This is a genomic window from Agrobacterium sp. 22-221-1, assembly GCF_053522445.1.
The window spans coordinates 130,914-147,005 of the sequence record NZ_JBNWCL010000007.1; the positions used below are offsets into that span (position 1 = coordinate 130,914).

The window sequence follows — 16,092 nt, forward strand, 5'->3', positions numbered from 1 at the left end:
TCTTTGCTCCTTGGCTAACCGGATTAAACGCTCAAACCGCCGAACAGCGTCGGCATGTCGAGCGGGCGGAAGCCGTAGTGGTTCATCCAGCGGACATCGGCGTTGAAGAAATCGCGCAGGTCCGGCATGCCGTATTTCAGCATGGCGATGCGGTCGAGGCCCATGCCCCAGGCAAAGCCCTGATATTCATCCGGATCCAGACCGCCGGCGCGCAACACGTTCGGGTGCACCATGCCGCAGCCGAGGATTTCCATCCAGTCCTTGCCTTCGCCGAACTTGACGATGGGGCCGGAACGGTCGCACTGGATGTCCACCTCGAAGCTCGGCTCCGTGAAGGGGAAGAAGGAGGGGCGGAAGCGCATGACGACGCTGTCGACCTCGAAGAAGGTCTTGCAGAATTCCTCCAGAATCCAGCGCAGATTGCCGACATGCGCCTTCTTGTCGATGACAAGGCCTTCGACCTGATGGAACATCGGCGAATGGGTGGCGTCGGAATCCTGGCGGTAGGTCTTGCCGGGAATGACGATGCGGATCGGCGGCTTCTGGCTTTCCATGGTGCGGATCTGCACCGGCGAGGTGTGGGTGCGCAGCACCTTGCGCTCGCCGTTTTCATCCGGCTGGAAGAAGAAGGTATCGTGCATTTCGCGGGCCGGATGGCCTTCGGGGAAATTCAGCGCCGTGAAGTTGTAATAGTCGGTTTCGATATCCGGACCTTCGGCGATCGAGAAACCCATATCCGCGAAGATCGCGGTGATTTCATCGACGATCTGGCTGATCGGATGAATGCGGCCGCGCTCGGCCGGAGACTGGCGGACTGGCAGGCTGACATCCACCGTTTCGGCCTTCAGGCGCGCAGTAATGGCGGCGTCCTTCAGCGCATTCTTGCGCTCGCCGATGAGGTCGGTGATTTCGGTCTTGAGCTGGTTGATGGCAGCGCCGCGGGTCTGGCGCTCTTCCGGCGTCATGCTGCCAAGCGTCTTCAGAAGCTCCGAAACCGAGCCCTTCTTGCCAAGCGCGGAAACACGCACGGCTTCGATGGCCGGCTCATCGCCAGCCGTGGCGATCTCCGACATCAATTGCGATTTCAAGGTATCAAGTTCAGTCATCTTTTCCTGCCTTGCCGGTCTTTTTAACAGCGGCTTCGGGGTTCACAGCATTCATCAGATAGTCGGTCGCCATGATAAAGCGTCGCAGATCACTACCCATCCGCACGCGCCCGATCAACCGGGCAACCGGTAAAAAACGCCCCAGAATGCCGGTCAGACGGCACAATTCTTCCAGCGCCCGGGGCGGGGCGTTTTCGCGCCAGCGGGCGAAGGCGGCATCGCAGGTTTTCCGCGCATCGCAGGCGCGTGTCGCGACCTGCAGAAACAGCAGCCAGATATCGCGGGCCTGCGCCGTCTCGAGCGGCATGACTTCCTGCGGGCGCTCCTCGAAATCCATGAAACCGACGCGGCCATGTTCGAGAAAAAAGTCGCGCACATGCGGTCGCCCATGGCAAAGGCCTGCCGCATGCAATTCGCCGAGTGCCTCGGCAGATTTGACCAGCAGGGCATCATGTTCCGCTGGTCTTGCGGTTTTTATCGCGTCCATATGCTCCATGATGGTGGGGCCGACATCACCGAGGACAACGGCCGTCAACGAAGAATAGATGATGGGCGGAACGGGAAAACCGCGGGCCTTGAAGACCTGCAATGTTTCGAGTTCACGGCGCATCAGGCCTGCGCCATCGAGCGGCGGCGATGGGCGCATGAAAGTGTAGGGAAGCAGCTTTGCGAGAAAGGTCTGCAGCTTTATCCACCAGGACGGCGTTTCCGTGCCCTGGCGCTTGACCCAGACGGTTGTTGTGGAAAGCTCGAGTTTCTGCACGCGGCGCTCGCTTTTAAGCAAAGCCCGCATCAAGGCTGCGATATCGCCATCTTCGAGATGGACGTGGAAACCCTTCGCCTTTTCCGCCTCGCTTGCGGCAACCAGCATTTTCCGCCCCCAATGGAGCCCGCCGACCGAAAGCCGGATGCCCCACCCTTTTGGCAACCTCGGCGCAAAAGCGTTCCACGCCTTTGCCGAAACTACCGTGAATTCCAAAAATGAAAACCCGCGCCGGAGAACCGGCGCGGGTTTCAAATGAACAACAGATTGTCCGCGCCGTAATTACTTTACAGCGGTTTCAAACTCGTTGGCCGTACCAGCATCCTTGAGGTACTCAAGCGCCTTCTTCGCTGCTTCGACGAGCGCGCCGAATGCTGCCGGCTCATGGATAGCCATGTCGGACAGAACCTTGCGGTCGACTTCGATGCCAGCCTTGTTCAGGCCGTCGATGAAGCGGCCGTAGGTCAGGCCGAATTCGCGAACAGCAGCGTTGATACGCTGGATCCACAGAGCGCGGAAGTTGCGCTTGTTGACCTTGCGGTCGCGGTAAGCGTACTGCTTGGAACGATCCACGGCAGCCTTTGCTGCGCGGATGGTGTTCTTGCGGCGGCCGTAGAAGCCCTTGGCTGCCTTGAGTGTCTTGGTGTGCTTGGCGCGGGAAGTTACGCCACGTTTTACGCGTGCCATGTCATGATCTCCTTAAAGTGTCCAAATGTGCGGAAAAGTCTCAGAGACCGTTCGGCAGGTAGTTCTTGACGACCTTCTTGCCGTCAGCGTCGGCGAGAACCATGGTTCCGCGCGCGTCGCGAATGAACTTGTTGGTACGCTTGATCATGCCGTGGCGCTTGCCGGCGGCGGCTGCAACAACCTTGCCGGTTGCGGTGATCTTGAACCGCTTCTTTGCAGCGGACTTCGTCTTCATCTTGGGCATTTTGCTACTCCGTTTTTGTATCGAAACAGGCAGACGAGGCCTATTTCAAGCTATTCAGGAACGGCCTCGGCATGCCCTGCCGGACCGTTCGGACGCGCGCTTATAACCGCAGTCGGCTAAAAGCGCAACGGGGAATGAGAATTTCCCCTTGCGGTGGGATACGCGCCGGTGATGTGAACGCGTAAAAAGATTATTTCGGGGCGAGAACCATCATCATCTGACGGCCTTCCAGCTTCGGCTCGGCTTCCACCTTGGCAATCGCCTGGGTGTCTTCCTTCACCTGGAGGAGAAGCTTCATGCCGAGTTCCTGGTGGGCCATTTCGCGGCCGCGGAACTTCAGCGTTACCTTCACCTTGTCGCCATCGTCAAAGAAACGGCCCATCGCCTTCATCTTCACGTCATAGTCATGCGTGTCGATGTTGGGGCGCATCTTGATTTCTTTAACTTCGACGATCTTCTGTTTCTTGCGCGCTTCAGCGGCCTTTTTCTGGGTCGAGTACTTCAGCTTACCGAGATCGAGGATCTTGCATACCGGCGGTTCCGCGTTCGGCGAAATCTCAACGAGATCGAGACCGGCCTCCTCCGCCAGTTTCAAAGCCTGATCCGTCGGCATGCTACCGAGGTTCTGGCCCTCTTCATCAATAAGCTGAACTCTGGGAACCCGAATTTCCCGGTTGGAGCGCGGCCCCTCCTTGACGGGGGCATCGGCTTTGAAAGGTCTGCGAATGGTCGTATTCTCCTGATCTGTTTCTGGATCACGTCAGCAAAAAACAGCTTGTTTGGTACAAGCGGCGGAAATGTCGTTATTGCCGTGGCGAAGTCAATAGCATATCTGCCCGAAAAGATCACCTGTTGTCACGGTTTTTGCAAATACGCCGCCGTTGTTGCACCAAAATCAGGAGAATTGCATATACATGACCGAACAAGCCGCTGAATTCCTGCGTGTAGGCCCCGACAACGACACTCGCGACATTGCTTTCCTTCATCGCCCGGCGGCTTCGGGCGAGAATACGCCAATGCTGGTGTGGCTCGGCGGCTATCGTTCCGACATGACCGGAACCAAGGCGGTTGAACTCGATCGCTTCGCCGCTGAAAACGGCCTTGCCTGCCTGCGGCTCGACTATTCCGGCCATGGCGCCTCCGGCGGCGACTTCAGGAAGGGCACGATTTCCTGCTGGCTGGAAGAGGCGCTTGCCGTGGTGCGCGCAAAGGCGCCGTCGCGCGTCGTTCTCATCGGCTCCTCCATGGGCGGATGGATTGCGCTACGCATGGTCGAGGAGCTGCGCAAGGCGGGTAGCGCGCCATCCGTCGCCGGTCTCGTCCTCATTGCGCCAGCGCCGGATTTCACGCAGGAGCTGATAGAGCCCAGCCTTTCGGAGGCGGAGAAAGCCTCTCTGACGGAAAAGGGTTATTTTGAGGAACATTCGGAATATAGCCCCGAGCCCAACATCTTCACCCGCGCGCTGATGGAAGACGGGAAGCAGAACCGCGTGCTGCAGGGTATCATCACCACCGGTTGCCCCGTTCACATCCTGCAGGGCATGCGCGACCCCGATGTTCCCTATCAGCATGCGCTGAAGCTTCTCGAACATCTTCCGTCCGACGACGTCGTGCTGACGCTGATCCGCGACGGCGACCATCGGCTTTCCCGGCCGCAGGATATCGAGCGGATGCTCGCCGCGGTCAAAGCCCTTGCAATATAGGCATTTGCGCAACGCTCTTAACCATATTCGACGAGTCTTGCGCGCCGCCGATTGCTAGCGATTGACTCAAGACCCCTATCCCTCTTAACTTTTCGTTAAGAATTAAGGGACGGGTTTCATGATGAACGCACCGCTGGCGCGTGCGCTGCTGTTTGCAGTTGCCGCCGGGCTAATGACTGCTGCCTCCGCCACGGCGGAAACCAAGGGAAGCCCTTCCATGGTGACGGGGGGGATTACATCCCAGCCGATCGGCCATTATGAGTTCTGTCAGAAATATGCCGACGAGTGCAATATTCGCAGCAAGGCGACGCCGCCGCCGCGCGTCACGGATTATGGCTGGGATGTCATTCGCGAGGTCAATACGTCCGTCAACACCACCATCGTGGCGATGACCGATCAGGAAATCTACGGCAAGGACGAAGTCTGGGAATATCCGACGACCGCCGGCGACTGCGAAGATTTCGTGCTGCTGAAGCGCAAGAAGCTGGTCGAGCGCGGTTTTTCCGTGGCTGATCTTCTGATCACCGTCGTGCGTAAGCCGGATGGTGAGGGCCATGCCGTGCTGACCCTTCGCACCACCGACGGCGATTATATTCTCGATAATCTCACCGACGACGTGAAGCTGTGGACCGACACCAACTACACCTATCTGAAGCGGCAGGCGTCCTTCAATACGGGCCGTTGGGTTTCCATTGAGGACGGCCGCGACGTGCTGGTCGGCGCATTGCGCTAACGCCTGGTTCCACGTTTGATGGATTGAGAGCCCGCTATTGCGGGCTCTTTCTTTTTTCAGCCATTGCCGATGATGATACCGGCCGCGAGTACCAGCGAGCCGCCGAGGACCACCTGAAACACTGCCCGCAGGAACGGCGTTTCCATGAAGCGGTTCTGAATGAAGGCGATGGCCCAGAGTTCGACGAAAACGACGACGGCGGCAATCGCCGTTGCCGTCCAGAAATGCGGAATGAGATAGGGCAATGCGTGGCCGAGACCACCGATGGCCGTCATGATGCCCGAGGCCAGGCCCCGCTTTACCGGAGAACCGCGGCCAGAAAGCTTGCCGTCATCGTGGGCGGCCTCGGTAAAGCCCATGGAGATGCCCGCACCGACAGAGGCCGAGAGACCGATAAGGAAGGTCTGCCAGGTATCCTGCGTGGCAAAGGCGGCCGCGAAAATAGGCGCAAGCGTCGAGACGGAGCCATCCATAAGCCCCGCAAGACCCGGCTGAATATAGGTCAGAAGAAATTGCCGTTTTGCGGTTTCCGCCTCTTCGGTCTTGCCGTTTTCATCCAGGTGTTTTTCTTCCAGCATCTGCGCGATGTCTTCGTGACCCCGCTCCGCCTCGGCCAGATCGCCGAGGAGCTTGCGCGTCGAGGCATCGCTGGTGCGCTTGAGGGCCTCATCATAGAAGCGGATCGCCTGGGCTTCCATCAATTCGGCCTGGGCGCGGATTTTTTCGAGCGACAGGTTCTTCACCAGCCAGTCCGGGGTACGCTCGTAAAAACCACGCACATGTTCACGGCGTATCAGCGGGATGGTTTCTCCGAAACGACGGCGATGCATGTCGATCAGGATATTTCGATGCTGCTGCTCGACTTCCGCCATATCATCGAAGACTTTCGCCGATTGCGGATATTGCGCACGCAGATGATCGGCATAGGAGCGATAGATACGGGAATCGTCTTCTTCGGATGAAATGGCGAGCGCGAGGATTTCCTGTTCGCCGAGGGAGGAAAAGGGACGTTTGGACAGGGAAAAAAGACTGCGAAACATGGCTGAAACCTTTTTAGAATAATTCTAAATACATCCGCATCGCACTGGGATCAAGCCTTCTTAGAATAATTCTAATAAGGCAAAGGGTCGCATTGCAGGCCACATCGCAGCGGGGTAAATTCGCAAAAAAGGAAACACCATGCAGAACGACGTTACGGCCAGAGCCGCCCACAGCGCGGAAATTCAGGACAGGGCGGAAAAAGCCATGGCGGAGATCGGCGTCGATGCCGGTTTCATCGATTTGCTGGTGGAAACATTTTATGGCCGCGTTCTTGAACATCCCACGCTCGGCCCGGTTTTTGATGCGCGGCTTGCCGGGCGCTGGCCGGAACATATGGCCAGGATGAAACAGTTCTGGACGGCCGTCGCCTTCAAAAATGGCGGTTATGGCGGCAAGCCCGTGCAGGCCCATCTCGGGGTAAAAGGCATGTCGGCGGAGCTTTTTCCGCAGTGGCTCACGCTGTTTTCCGCCACGCTTGATGATATTGCGCCGAGCAAAGAGGCACATGACTGGTTCATAGAAACGGCGCAACGCATCGCCAGAAGCCTGACGCTTTCGCTGTTTTACAATCCTGCAATGGATGACCCGGCCTTAAAGCGCAGCATGCCTTAACCGCAGCCGCGCCGAACAGCGAAAGGCCGTACAAGCAACAATTACCAAGCCGTACGTAAGATCACGCAAGTTTCAAACATTCCCTCTTGATGGCCACAGGGATAAATGTTTAGTAGCCGGCGGGAGGCGTACCGTGCGGTTCGCCTGTAATATGCAGACATAGCAGGGCTTATCGACATGGATCGCAGATCATTTATCCGCAAGGCAGGCGCGCTCGGCGCCGGTGTTACCGCAACGGCGCTTGCCGCTCCGGCTATTGCGCAGGAAAACCCCAAGATCACCTGGCGCATGACATCGTCCTTCACCAAGGGCCTCGACATTCTTTTCGGCGCGGGCCAGATCGTCGCCGACCATGTCAAGGAAGCCTCCGGCGGCAACTTCGTCATTCAGCACTTTGCCGGCGGCGAAATCGTGCCGGCGCTGCAGGCGGCGGATGCGGTGACGGCCGGGACCGTCGAAATGGCGCATACCTGCTCCTATTATTACGTCGGCAAGGACCCGACCTTCGCGCTCGGAACCTCGGTTCCTTTCGGCCTCAATGCACGGCAGACGAATGCCTGGTTCAATCAGGCCGGCGGCAATGAGCTGCTCAATGAATTCCTTGCCCAGCACAATATCTACTCGATCCTGCTCGGCAATACCGGCGCCCAGATGGGCGGCTGGTTCCGCAAGGAAATCAACACCATCGATGACCTGAAGGGCCTCAAGATGCGCATTGCCGGCCTGACCGGCCAGGTGATGCAGAAGGTCGGTGTCACGCCGCAGCAGATCGCCGGCGGCGATGTCTATGCGGCGCTGGAAAAGGGCACGATCGACGCCACCGAATTTGTCGGCCCCTATGACGACCAGAAGCTCGGCTTCTACAAGGTCGCGAAATATTATTACTATCCGGCGTGGTGGGAAGGCGGCCCGGCCGTGCATGCCTTCGTGAACCTGCAGAAGTTCAATGAGCTGCCGGAGAACTACAAGCGTATCCTGAAGGACGCCTGCGCCGCCGGCAGCGCCAGCATGCTGGAACGTTACGACGCCCGCAATCCGAAGGCGCTGAAGGAACTCGTGGCGCAGGGCGCCATCCTGCGCCCCTTCAGCCAGGAAATCCTTGATGTCTGCCACAAGGCGGCGCAGGACACCTATGCGGAGATTTCGGCCAAGAACGAGAACTTCAAGAAAATCTACGAGAGCCAGCAGGCCTTCAAGAAGGACGCCTATCTCTGGGCGCAGATCGCCGAATATACCTATGACACCTACATGATGATCCAGCAGCGCAACGGCACGCTTTGATCCCCATCATTTCCCGACGATCTTCAAACGGTCATCCGGCATCTGCCGGGTGGCCGTTTTGTTTGGCGAGACCAGATTCCACACTTCACGCTCCCGCCAGTCGACCGGGCTCATGCCGGTGACGCGACGAAATTCGCGGTTGAAGTTGGACTTGGTCTGGAAGCCGGAGGACAGCATGATCGTCGTCACCGATTGCTCCGTCTCTTCCAGCAGCCGGCAGGCTTCGCGGATGCGCAACTGGTTGACATATTGCGAGACATTGACGCCGAGCGAGCGGTTGATCGCGCCGGATATCTGCCGGCTCGGCAGGCCGAGGCGTCTTGCAAGCCGCGACAGGTTGAGGTTCTCATCACGGTAAAGCGCCTGCGTCTCCATCAGCCGATCAACCCTTGCAATGATATCCCGGTCCTGTTCCGATGGCTCCGCCGACGCTGACAATTCCGCGACAGGTTCTACGGCTGTTTGCGGCGCCTTGCTCTTGCCGGCCAGCGCGGCCATGAGGCCAATCAACAGCAGGCCGAAAAGATTGGCATTGCTGACCAGCGCTGCAACATTCTGCCCATGCGCCCATTCGAAATCGAAAAACACCAGAAGATCGAACAGGGCAGAAACACAAAGAGCGATGGCAGCGATAATAAGCGCCCGGTGCGCCGACGCGACGCTGGCAAATTGCGCCTCGTCCAGCCCATCCGGCCCCTTTCTGCCGAGAAGAAGCAGGGCAATGGCGTGGCCGACGAAGATGACGATCAGCGCAAGATCAATCGCCATCGGCCAGGTGAATTCCATGATGACGACGAGCAAAGGTGAGAGGACGAGGTTGGCAAGCATCGCTATCCTGCTCTCGGCCGCCACTCTCATCAGCCCGCGAAAAGCAATGTAGACGAGCGGCGGCAGGCAGGCAGCGAGGACCGGCAAAACATAACGCGCTTCGCTGACGCCATACCCCCAGCGCAGTCCGACAAGGACGGATTGCAGGGCACAAAGCGCGATCAGCGTCAGAAAGGCCCGATTGGTTCGCACATCGTCTCCGCCTCGAACGAAAACGATGAACATGACAACCAGCAGAAGCGCCACAACGAAAGGCAGCGGAATGAACAGCACGAATGAATATCCCCAGAACAACGGCTTATATCGCCAATTCATGGACCAGATCGCGTTTCGGGACGACCTTTAACACGATCAAGGACGCAAAAAACATGTAGCGGCGCAGATTGAACCCCGTTCTTTCCAACCGCACGAGGTTTTCATGCGCCCTGTCACCACCATCACGACCATCCTGTTTTCCGCTCTCGTCACCCAGCCGGTTTTTGCAGGCGAGGCTGTCGGCGTCAGCGAAACCACCATCCATTCGCCAGCACGCGGCAAGGACCTTGCCGTCACCGTCTGGTATCCCTCCGACGGAAAGGGCACGCAGACGCTTTCCGGCGATGACCGGATTTTTCAGGGCACGCCAATGGTCAAAGATGGCGCCGTGAAACCGGGTCGGCTGCCGCTTGTGCTTCTGTCTCACGGCTCGGGTTCACGAGTGTCCGGTATGGCATGGATCGCCGCGAAACTTGCGAGCGACGGTTTCATTGTGGCGGGAGCCAACCACCCCGGTACGACCAGCGGCGATTCCACACCCGCCGACACGCCGAAAATCTGGGAGCGAACGGACGATCTCTCCACGATTGTCACTGTTCTAACGGCGAAGGGCAAATGGTCGAGTGCGATCGACACGCAAAGGATCGGCGTGCTCGGCTTTTCGCTCGGCGGCAGCGCGGCGATGGAGATTTCGGGCGCGCGCGCCGATCTTGACGCCTATGCGCGCTATTGCAAAGACTATTCCACGATGATGGATTGCCAATGGTTCGCCGGTGGCCGGGGTTACCTTAATGGCGAGCCGGTCAGCGTGCCGAAGTTCGATCTCAGAACCATCGACAAGGCTCAATTCGAGCAGCAGAACCGCGATCCCCGTATTCGGTCCGCCGTGCTGATCGATCCCGGTCTGGCGCTGGCCTTCAAACCGGAGAGCCTGAAAGAGATCGATATTCCGCTGACCTTCATCAATCTCGGCAGCAAGGGCAAAATTCCGCCGGCCGTGCTTGCGGATAAACTCGCGGACGAAGTGCCCGGCGCGACCTATCAGCAAGTGGATGAGGCCAATCATTTCAGCTTCCTGCCGCTGTGCAAACCGGATGCAGATGCGTTCCTCAAATCCAACGGCGAGCGCGATCCGATCTGCGAACCGGCCGGACCACGGGACCGTGCGGATATTCACGCACAATTGGAGACGATGATCGCTGCCGCCTTCAACCGTACACTGAAGCCGGGTCAATAAGACGGCAGTCTGAAAGGCCTAGCCGATCCGCTTGTAAAACAGGGTCGTGCCGCAAAAGCGTCCATCCGGAAACAGGGCGTAATCGGGGATGACGCCGACCCGCTCCCAGCCGAGGCGAGGATAAATCGCCTCGGCATCGCTGCCCGTGGCCGTATCCAGCACCAAAAGGGTACGACCACGTTTCGCCGCCTCCTCTTCCACCTTTTGCATGAGTTTGCGGGCAAGCCCGAGGCCTCGCGCGGACGGGTGCACGAGGAGCTTCATCAGATCGCCGCGATGCGGCTGGTTGGCTTTGGAGGCAAGGCCGACCTGAACGGTACCCACCACCCTGCCATCAACCTCCGCCACCACGTGAATGGTGCTGCCCTCGCCTGCCGCTTCTGCAACGGCCTGCCAGAAAGGCTGCGCATCCTGTGGGGAAAAGGGCAACATGAAACCGACGGAGGCACCGCCGTTCACGCAGGCAGCCAGAACCTCACAGAGTTCGGGCAAGACATCGATGGTCTCTTGTCCGTTCAATACACGGATGGTGGTCATATTAACTCCTGTCGGGGAAATCAGCGCTGTCTTTGGTCCAGCACGACGGCATAACGGGCGGGTTTTCCGGAGGGGTTGTGGAAAACATGTCCCTCGCCGACCGGCATGAAAAGGCAATCGCCGGGCTCCAGCCGGTGAACGTCTCCACCGCTCGTCATTTCCAGCACACCTTCGAAAAGCCAGACATATTGCGTCATCCCCCGGCTCGCCGCATGCGGTGGGAAACCCACGCGCGCGCCGGGCGGAAATTCGACTTCGACGATGTCGACATCGGATCCCACACGCGGCGGGGAGATGGCGCGGCGCACATAACCGGTCTCCGGATCTTTCCAGAGCTGCTGATCGCGCTTTTTCATAAGCGGGGAAACAGCCTCTTCGTTTTCGGCGAAGAAACCGGAAAGCGACAGACCAAGGGCTGCGCAGATACGGGCCAGCAGGGAGGCCGTAGGGCTCGCCTCGCCTCGCTCGATACGGGAAATCATGGCGCGGCTGACGCCGGATTCGGACGCGAGACGGTCCAGCGTCAAACCGTTTTCGGCCCGCAATGTTTTGATCCGCGCGCCGATAGAGCGTTCAAGAATATGATCTTCGTTTTCCATCATATGAGAATTGCACTCTCATATGATGGAGTCAATATCCACGATAATGGAAACTATCATCTTCTTTGCCGCTGGTCGCTTTGCGGCAAAAGGGCGTCTCAGGCGCCGACCTGGGCGATCCAGTCGTTCAGATTATAGTAGTTCGTTACTCGGCTAACTTTACCGTCCTTCAGGTCGAAAAAGGCACTGGCCGGCAGTACGTATTTCTGGCCATTCGCCTCGGGCAATCCCTCGTCGGTCTTGAGATATTCGCCATTGACGATGAATTCCGCGGAAGCACGCTTACCATCTTCGCTCGCCATGATCACCATATCGGTGAGGTTTTCCTTATAGCAGCGGTTCATATGGTCCATGAAGGAGGCGAAGGCGGCCTTGCCGGTCTGGCGCTCGCCCTGATTGATGTCGTGCACGACCTCATCGTGAAGAAGCGCCAGAAAGGCATCCATGTCCTGACGGTTGAAGGCATCGTAGTAAGCGCGGATGGTCTCTGTGGCGGTCATCGTCTTCTCCGTTCAATGCTTGCGCGGGTTTTCCATGACGGTATAACCAGTGCAACCGAAAGTGAAAATGCCCATGACCGTCGAAATCAAGTCTCTTTCCGGCATCGACGCCGCGCCCTATTTCGATGACCTCGCGCGCCTGCGGATCGAAATATTTCGCGCCTTTCCCTATCTCTATGACGGCTCGCTGGACTATGAGCGCAACTATCTCGCGACCTATGCCGATACGGACGGCGCGGTTTTCGTGCTGGCGCTCGATCACGGCAAAGTGGTCGGCATGTCGACCGGCATGCCGATGGCGGCAGAGACCGAAGAGGTAAAGACGCCCTTCGTCAAAGCGGGTTACGATCCGGACCGGATATTCTACTTCGGTGAAAGCGTGCTGCTGCCCGGCTATCGCGGCCACGGAATCGGAGTGCGCTTCTTCGAGGAGCGGGAGGCGCATGCAAAGCGGCTCGGTTTCGACAGGTGCACTTTCTGTGCTGTGGAGCGACCCGCAGACCATCCACGACGGCCGGCGGACTACGTTCCGCTGGACGCCTTCTGGGAAAAGCGCGGTTATAGCCATCACCCGGAACTGCGCACCAGTTTCACATGGCAGGACCTCGACGAAAGCGTTGAAAGCCCGAAACCGCTGTCCTTCTGGATGAAGACCATTCTTGCCGGAGACGGAGACAAATGACACGCCTCGCCGCCAGCCAATATGCCATCGAGCTGATCGAGACATGGGAGGCTTATGCCGCGCATCTCTCCGCCGTCGTTCGCGAGGCGAAGGAAAAAGGCGCGGAGTTGCTGCTGCTTCCTGAATATTCGGCCATGGCGCTAACCGGGCAATTGCCGCCCGCCGCGCGCTCCGATCTGCACCGTTCCATCGAAGAGATACAGCCGTTGATCCCTTCCTGGGTGGAGCTTTGCGAGGAGCTGGCGCGGCAACATCAAATCCTCTTCCAGCCGGGCAGCGCGCCGGTGAAGGATTCGGACGGCAAGTTTCGCAACCGCGCATGGCTGTTCGGCCCGGATGGGCTGATCGGTTATCAGGACAAGCAGATCATGACCCGCTTCGAGCGGGAGCAATGGAACATTCATGCCGGCGTCGAGGGCCTGAAAGCCTTCGAGACGCCGATAGGCAGGCTCGGCATCCTCATCTGTTACGACAACGAGTTCCCGATGCTCGGCCGCAGGCTGGCGGAGCTGGGCGTCGAACTCGTGCTCGCGCCGAGTTGCACCGATACGCTGGCGGGTGCTTACCGGGTACGCATCGGCGCGCAGGCCAGGGCATTGGAAAACCAATATGCCATCCTCTCCTCCCCCACCGCGGGCGAGGCCCCATGGTCTCCCGCCGTTGATGAGAATCGCGGCCGCGCCGCCCTTTACGTGCCGTCCGACTACGGCATGCCTGCATCCGGTATCGTGGCGGAAAGCGAAAGCGATGCGGTGACACAGAGCACGCTTTTGATTGCCGATATTGATCTTGCCGCCGTCGCAAGGCTCCGCACCGAAGGACAGGTGGCCACCCGGCGCGACTGGCCGGAGCAATTTGCGATCTGAAAAGCCCATTTTAAAGGGCTTTTAACCAAATTCCCGCTTTGCGGTGTGACAAGCCCCTGCTATAGCGCGGGACATGAGCACAAATTCGACCCGCACGCCCCTGGACCATATCCGCAACTTCTCGATCGTTGCCCACATCGATCATGGCAAATCGACGCTGGCCGACCGGTTGATCCAGTCGACGGGCGGCCTTGCCGAACGCGACATGTCGGAACAGGTTCTCGATTCGATGGATATCGAGCGCGAGCGCGGCATCACCATCAAGGCCCAGACCGTACGCCTGCACTACAAGGCGAATAACGGCGAGACCTATGTGCTGAACCTCATCGACACGCCCGGCCACGTCGACTTCGCCTACGAAGTGTCCCGCTCGCTTTCGGCCTGCGAAGGTTCGCTGCTGGTGGTCGACGCATCGCAGGGCGTGGAAGCCCAGACGCTCGCCAACGTCTATCAGGCCATCGACAACAACCACGAGCTGGTGACGGTGCTCAACAAGATCGACCTGCCGGCGGCCGAACCCGACCGTATCAAGGAGCAGATCGAAGAGGTGATCGGCATCGACGCCTCCGACGCCGTGATGATTTCCGCCAAGACCGGTCTTGGTATCCCCGATGTTCTGGAAGCCATCGTCCATCGTCTGCCGCCGCCGAAGAGCGAAGTCGGCGAAAACGGACCGCTGAAGGCGCTGCTGGTCGATAGCTGGTACGACACCTATCTCGGCGTTATGGTTCTGGTGCGCGTCATCGATGGCGTGCTGAGCAAGGGCCAGCAGATCCGCATGATGGGCTCGGGCGCGAAATACAGCATCGAGCGCGTCGGCGTGCTGACCCCGAAGATGGTCAATGTCGACAGCCTCGGCCCCGGCGAGATCGGCTTCATCACCGCCTCGATCAAGGAAGTCGCCGATACCCGTGTTGGCGATACCATCACCGACGACAAGCGCCCGACGGCGCAGGCCCTGCCCGGCTTCAAGCCTGCGCAGCCCGTGGTGTTCTGCGGCCTCTTCCCGGTCGATGCGGCCGACTTCGAAGATTTGCGCGCGGCGGTGGGCAAGCTTCGTCTCAACGACGCCTCCTTCTCCTTCGAAATGGAATCGTCCGCCGCCCTCGGTTTCGGTTTCCGCTGCGGTTTCCTCGGCCTGCTGCATCTCGAAATCATTCAGGAACGCCTCGAGCGCGAGTTCAATCTCGATCTCGTCGCGACAGCGCCTTCCGTTGTCTATGAAATGACGCTGACGGATGGCACGGAGAAGGAACTTCACAACCCGGCCGACATGCCCGACGTTGTGAAGATCAAGGAAATCCGCGAGCCCTGGATCAAGGCGACGATCATGACGCCGGACGAATATCTCGGCGGCATCCTGAAACTCTGTCAGGACCGGCGCGGCCTGCAGACGGAGCTGACCTATGTCGGCAACCGTGCGATGATCACCTATGAGCTACCGCTCAACGAAGTGGTGTTCGATTTCTACGACCGGCTGAAATCCATCTCCAAGGGTTACGCCTCCTTCGACTACAACATCATCGACTATCGCGAAGGCGATCTCGTCAAGATGTCGATCCTCGTCAACGGCGATCCGGTGGATGCGCTCTCCATGCTGGTGCACCGCTCGGCGGCTGACCGGCGCGGACGCGGCATGTGCGAAAAGCTGAAGGAACTCATTCCGCCGCACATGTTCCAGATTCCGATCCAGGCGGCCATCGGCGGCAAGGTCATCGCCCGCGAAACCGTGCGCGCGCTGCGCAAGGACGTGACGGCGAAGTGCTATGGCGGCGACGCGACGCGTAAGCGCAAGCTTCTGGACAAGCAGAAGGAAGGCAAAAAGCGCATGCGCCAGTTCGGCAAGGTGGAAATTCCGCAGGAAGCCTTCATCGCCGCCCTGAAGATGAACGACGAATAAGCGGCAAAATCATATTGCCATCGCTATGGAAGGGAGGCCCATCGCCTCCCTTTTGCGTTTTGGCTTCTATCACGCGTGCAGCTTTGCGCCCTTGGTGATCTTGTCGACGATCTTCCTGTCGGCCCTCAGCGCCATGCCGACCACCTTGGCGTTGTCAGGAGAAAACTCCGAAAATACCTGGCGATTGGCGACATCGTGCCCGGTGGCGAACATTTCCTCGATATAAAGCGATGTCGTGACGTCGCGCTCGAGGGATCGCTGGTGGATTTTGCGCAGCGCCTCCTGATCCGTGGCCATGACGACAATCGGCTGGATGGACAGGGGATTATAGACGTTGCCCGCCCCGTCGCGGTATGGTTCTCCAATGATCTCCCTGGTCTGGGCGACGATCCCGGACATGAGAAATGCGGTAACGTTCAGTTTTTGCCACACGGCAAGGTCATCGCGAAGGATGACGGCGATCTTGGTATCAAACATGCGAACTCAATCTGGCTGTGGTTACGAAAGAGAAGCGATCC

19 protein-coding genes are annotated in these 16,092 nt (G+C 58.8%); 8 read left to right on the forward strand and 11 right to left on the reverse strand.

The window, feature by feature from the left end; translation table 11 throughout:
- Positions 1-23: 23 nt before the first annotated feature.
- From pheS to infC, 5 genes are all read right to left on the reverse strand, one after another.
- Positions 24-1,106 (reverse strand): phenylalanine--tRNA ligase subunit alpha, encoded by a 1,083-nt coding sequence (pheS, locus tag ACQZ5N_RS12930; RefSeq protein WP_035264594.1) that lies wholly within the window; start codon positions 1,104-1,106, stop codon positions 24-26.
- Positions 1,099-1,977: a phosphotransferase gene (locus ACQZ5N_RS12935; RefSeq protein WP_448733105.1), complete on the reverse strand. Its 879-nt coding sequence runs from the start codon at positions 1,975-1,977 to the stop codon at positions 1,099-1,101. Before ACQZ5N_RS12935 ends, pheS begins: the two co-directional genes overlap by 8 nt.
- A 174-nt stretch (positions 1,978-2,151) precedes the next feature.
- On the reverse strand, positions 2,152-2,556 hold the full coding sequence (rplT, locus tag ACQZ5N_RS12940; protein WP_003493358.1) for a 50S ribosomal protein L20: 405 nt from the start codon (positions 2,554-2,556) through the stop codon (positions 2,152-2,154).
- Positions 2,557-2,596: 40 nt separating this feature from the next.
- Positions 2,597-2,800, reverse strand: a complete 204-nt coding sequence (gene rpmI, locus ACQZ5N_RS12945) for a 50S ribosomal protein L35 (RefSeq protein WP_035264590.1) — start codon at positions 2,798-2,800, stop codon at positions 2,597-2,599.
- Between the two features lie 190 nt (positions 2,801-2,990).
- The gene (gene infC / locus ACQZ5N_RS12950) at positions 2,991-3,527 is read right to left on the reverse strand and encodes a translation initiation factor IF-3 (protein ID WP_078051391.1); all 537 of its coding nucleotides are present in this window, start codon (positions 3,525-3,527) and stop codon (positions 2,991-2,993) included.
- 187 nt (positions 3,528-3,714) lie between these two features.
- Between infC and ACQZ5N_RS12955 the strand changes: the two genes are divergently transcribed.
- Complete coding sequence (locus ACQZ5N_RS12955; protein ID WP_448733106.1) at positions 3,715-4,503, forward strand: alpha/beta hydrolase; 789 nt, start codon at positions 3,715-3,717, stop codon at positions 4,501-4,503.
- Positions 4,504-4,621: 118 nt separating this feature from the next.
- On the forward strand, positions 4,622-5,236 hold the full coding sequence (locus ACQZ5N_RS12960) for a transglutaminase-like cysteine peptidase (RefSeq protein WP_003524508.1): 615 nt from the start codon (positions 4,622-4,624) through the stop codon (positions 5,234-5,236).
- A 56-nt stretch (positions 5,237-5,292) separates the two neighbouring features.
- Here the strand turns inward: ACQZ5N_RS12960 and mbfA are convergent, their stop codons facing one another.
- Positions 5,293-6,276 (reverse strand): iron exporter MbfA, encoded by a 984-nt coding sequence (mbfA, locus tag ACQZ5N_RS12965; protein WP_059759168.1) that lies wholly within the window; start codon positions 6,274-6,276, stop codon positions 5,293-5,295.
- Between the two features lie 139 nt (positions 6,277-6,415).
- Between mbfA and ACQZ5N_RS12970 the strand changes: the two genes are divergently transcribed.
- Both ACQZ5N_RS12970 and ACQZ5N_RS12975 read left to right on the forward strand, forming a co-directional pair.
- A complete protein-coding gene (locus ACQZ5N_RS12970) occupies positions 6,416-6,889 on the forward strand; it encodes a group III truncated hemoglobin (RefSeq protein ID WP_448733107.1) in 474 nt (157 codons plus the stop codon).
- Positions 6,890-7,066: 177 nt separating this feature from the next.
- Entirely contained in the window at positions 7,067-8,170 is a 1,104-nt protein-coding gene (locus tag ACQZ5N_RS12975) for a TRAP transporter substrate-binding protein (RefSeq protein WP_059759163.1), read from the forward strand.
- A 6-nt stretch (positions 8,171-8,176) separates the two neighbouring features.
- Here the strand turns inward: ACQZ5N_RS12975 and ACQZ5N_RS12980 are convergent, their stop codons facing one another.
- On the reverse strand, positions 8,177-9,271 hold the full coding sequence (locus ACQZ5N_RS12980) for a helix-turn-helix domain-containing protein (protein ID WP_448733108.1): 1,095 nt from the start codon (positions 9,269-9,271) through the stop codon (positions 8,177-8,179).
- A gap of 145 nt (positions 9,272-9,416) precedes the next feature.
- Between ACQZ5N_RS12980 and ACQZ5N_RS12985 the strand changes: the two genes are divergently transcribed.
- Complete coding sequence (locus ACQZ5N_RS12985; protein WP_448733109.1) at positions 9,417-10,490, forward strand: alpha/beta hydrolase family protein; 1,074 nt, start codon at positions 9,417-9,419, stop codon at positions 10,488-10,490.
- A gap of 18 nt (positions 10,491-10,508) precedes the next feature.
- On the opposite strand, the gene ACQZ5N_RS12990 is transcribed toward ACQZ5N_RS12985, so the two are convergent.
- The 3 genes from ACQZ5N_RS12990 to ACQZ5N_RS13000 form a co-directional block, all read right to left on the reverse strand.
- Positions 10,509-11,027, reverse strand: a complete 519-nt coding sequence (locus ACQZ5N_RS12990; protein ID WP_448733110.1) for an N-acetyltransferase family protein — start codon at positions 11,025-11,027, stop codon at positions 10,509-10,511.
- 20 nt (positions 11,028-11,047) lie between these two features.
- Entirely contained in the window at positions 11,048-11,629 is a 582-nt protein-coding gene (locus tag ACQZ5N_RS12995; RefSeq protein WP_448733111.1) for a helix-turn-helix domain-containing protein, read from the reverse strand.
- 95 nt (positions 11,630-11,724) lie between these two features.
- Positions 11,725-12,126 (reverse strand): ketosteroid isomerase-related protein, encoded by a 402-nt coding sequence (locus ACQZ5N_RS13000; RefSeq protein WP_448733112.1) that lies wholly within the window; start codon positions 12,124-12,126, stop codon positions 11,725-11,727.
- A gap of 73 nt (positions 12,127-12,199) precedes the next feature.
- Between ACQZ5N_RS13000 and ACQZ5N_RS13005 the strand changes: the two genes are divergently transcribed.
- From ACQZ5N_RS13005 to lepA, 3 genes are all read left to right on the forward strand, one after another.
- Positions 12,200-12,808 (forward strand): GNAT family N-acetyltransferase, encoded by a 609-nt coding sequence (locus ACQZ5N_RS13005; RefSeq protein WP_448733113.1) that lies wholly within the window; start codon positions 12,200-12,202, stop codon positions 12,806-12,808.
- Positions 12,805-13,674, forward strand: a complete 870-nt coding sequence (locus tag ACQZ5N_RS13010; RefSeq protein WP_448733114.1) for a carbon-nitrogen hydrolase family protein — start codon at positions 12,805-12,807, stop codon at positions 13,672-13,674. Before ACQZ5N_RS13005 ends, ACQZ5N_RS13010 begins: the two co-directional genes overlap by 4 nt.
- A gap of 61 nt (positions 13,675-13,735) precedes the next feature.
- Positions 13,736-15,574 carry a translation elongation factor 4 gene (gene lepA, locus ACQZ5N_RS13015; RefSeq protein WP_448733196.1) on the forward strand — a complete coding sequence of 613 codons (1,839 nt, stop codon included), beginning with the start codon at positions 13,736-13,738 and terminating at the stop codon, positions 15,572-15,574.
- A gap of 69 nt (positions 15,575-15,643) precedes the next feature.
- Here lepA and ACQZ5N_RS13020 read toward each other — a convergent pair whose 3' ends face one another.
- A complete protein-coding gene (locus ACQZ5N_RS13020; protein ID WP_142780032.1) occupies positions 15,644-16,051 on the reverse strand; it encodes a DUF2000 family protein in 408 nt (135 codons plus the stop codon).
- Between the last annotated feature and the right edge of the window lie 41 nt (positions 16,052-16,092).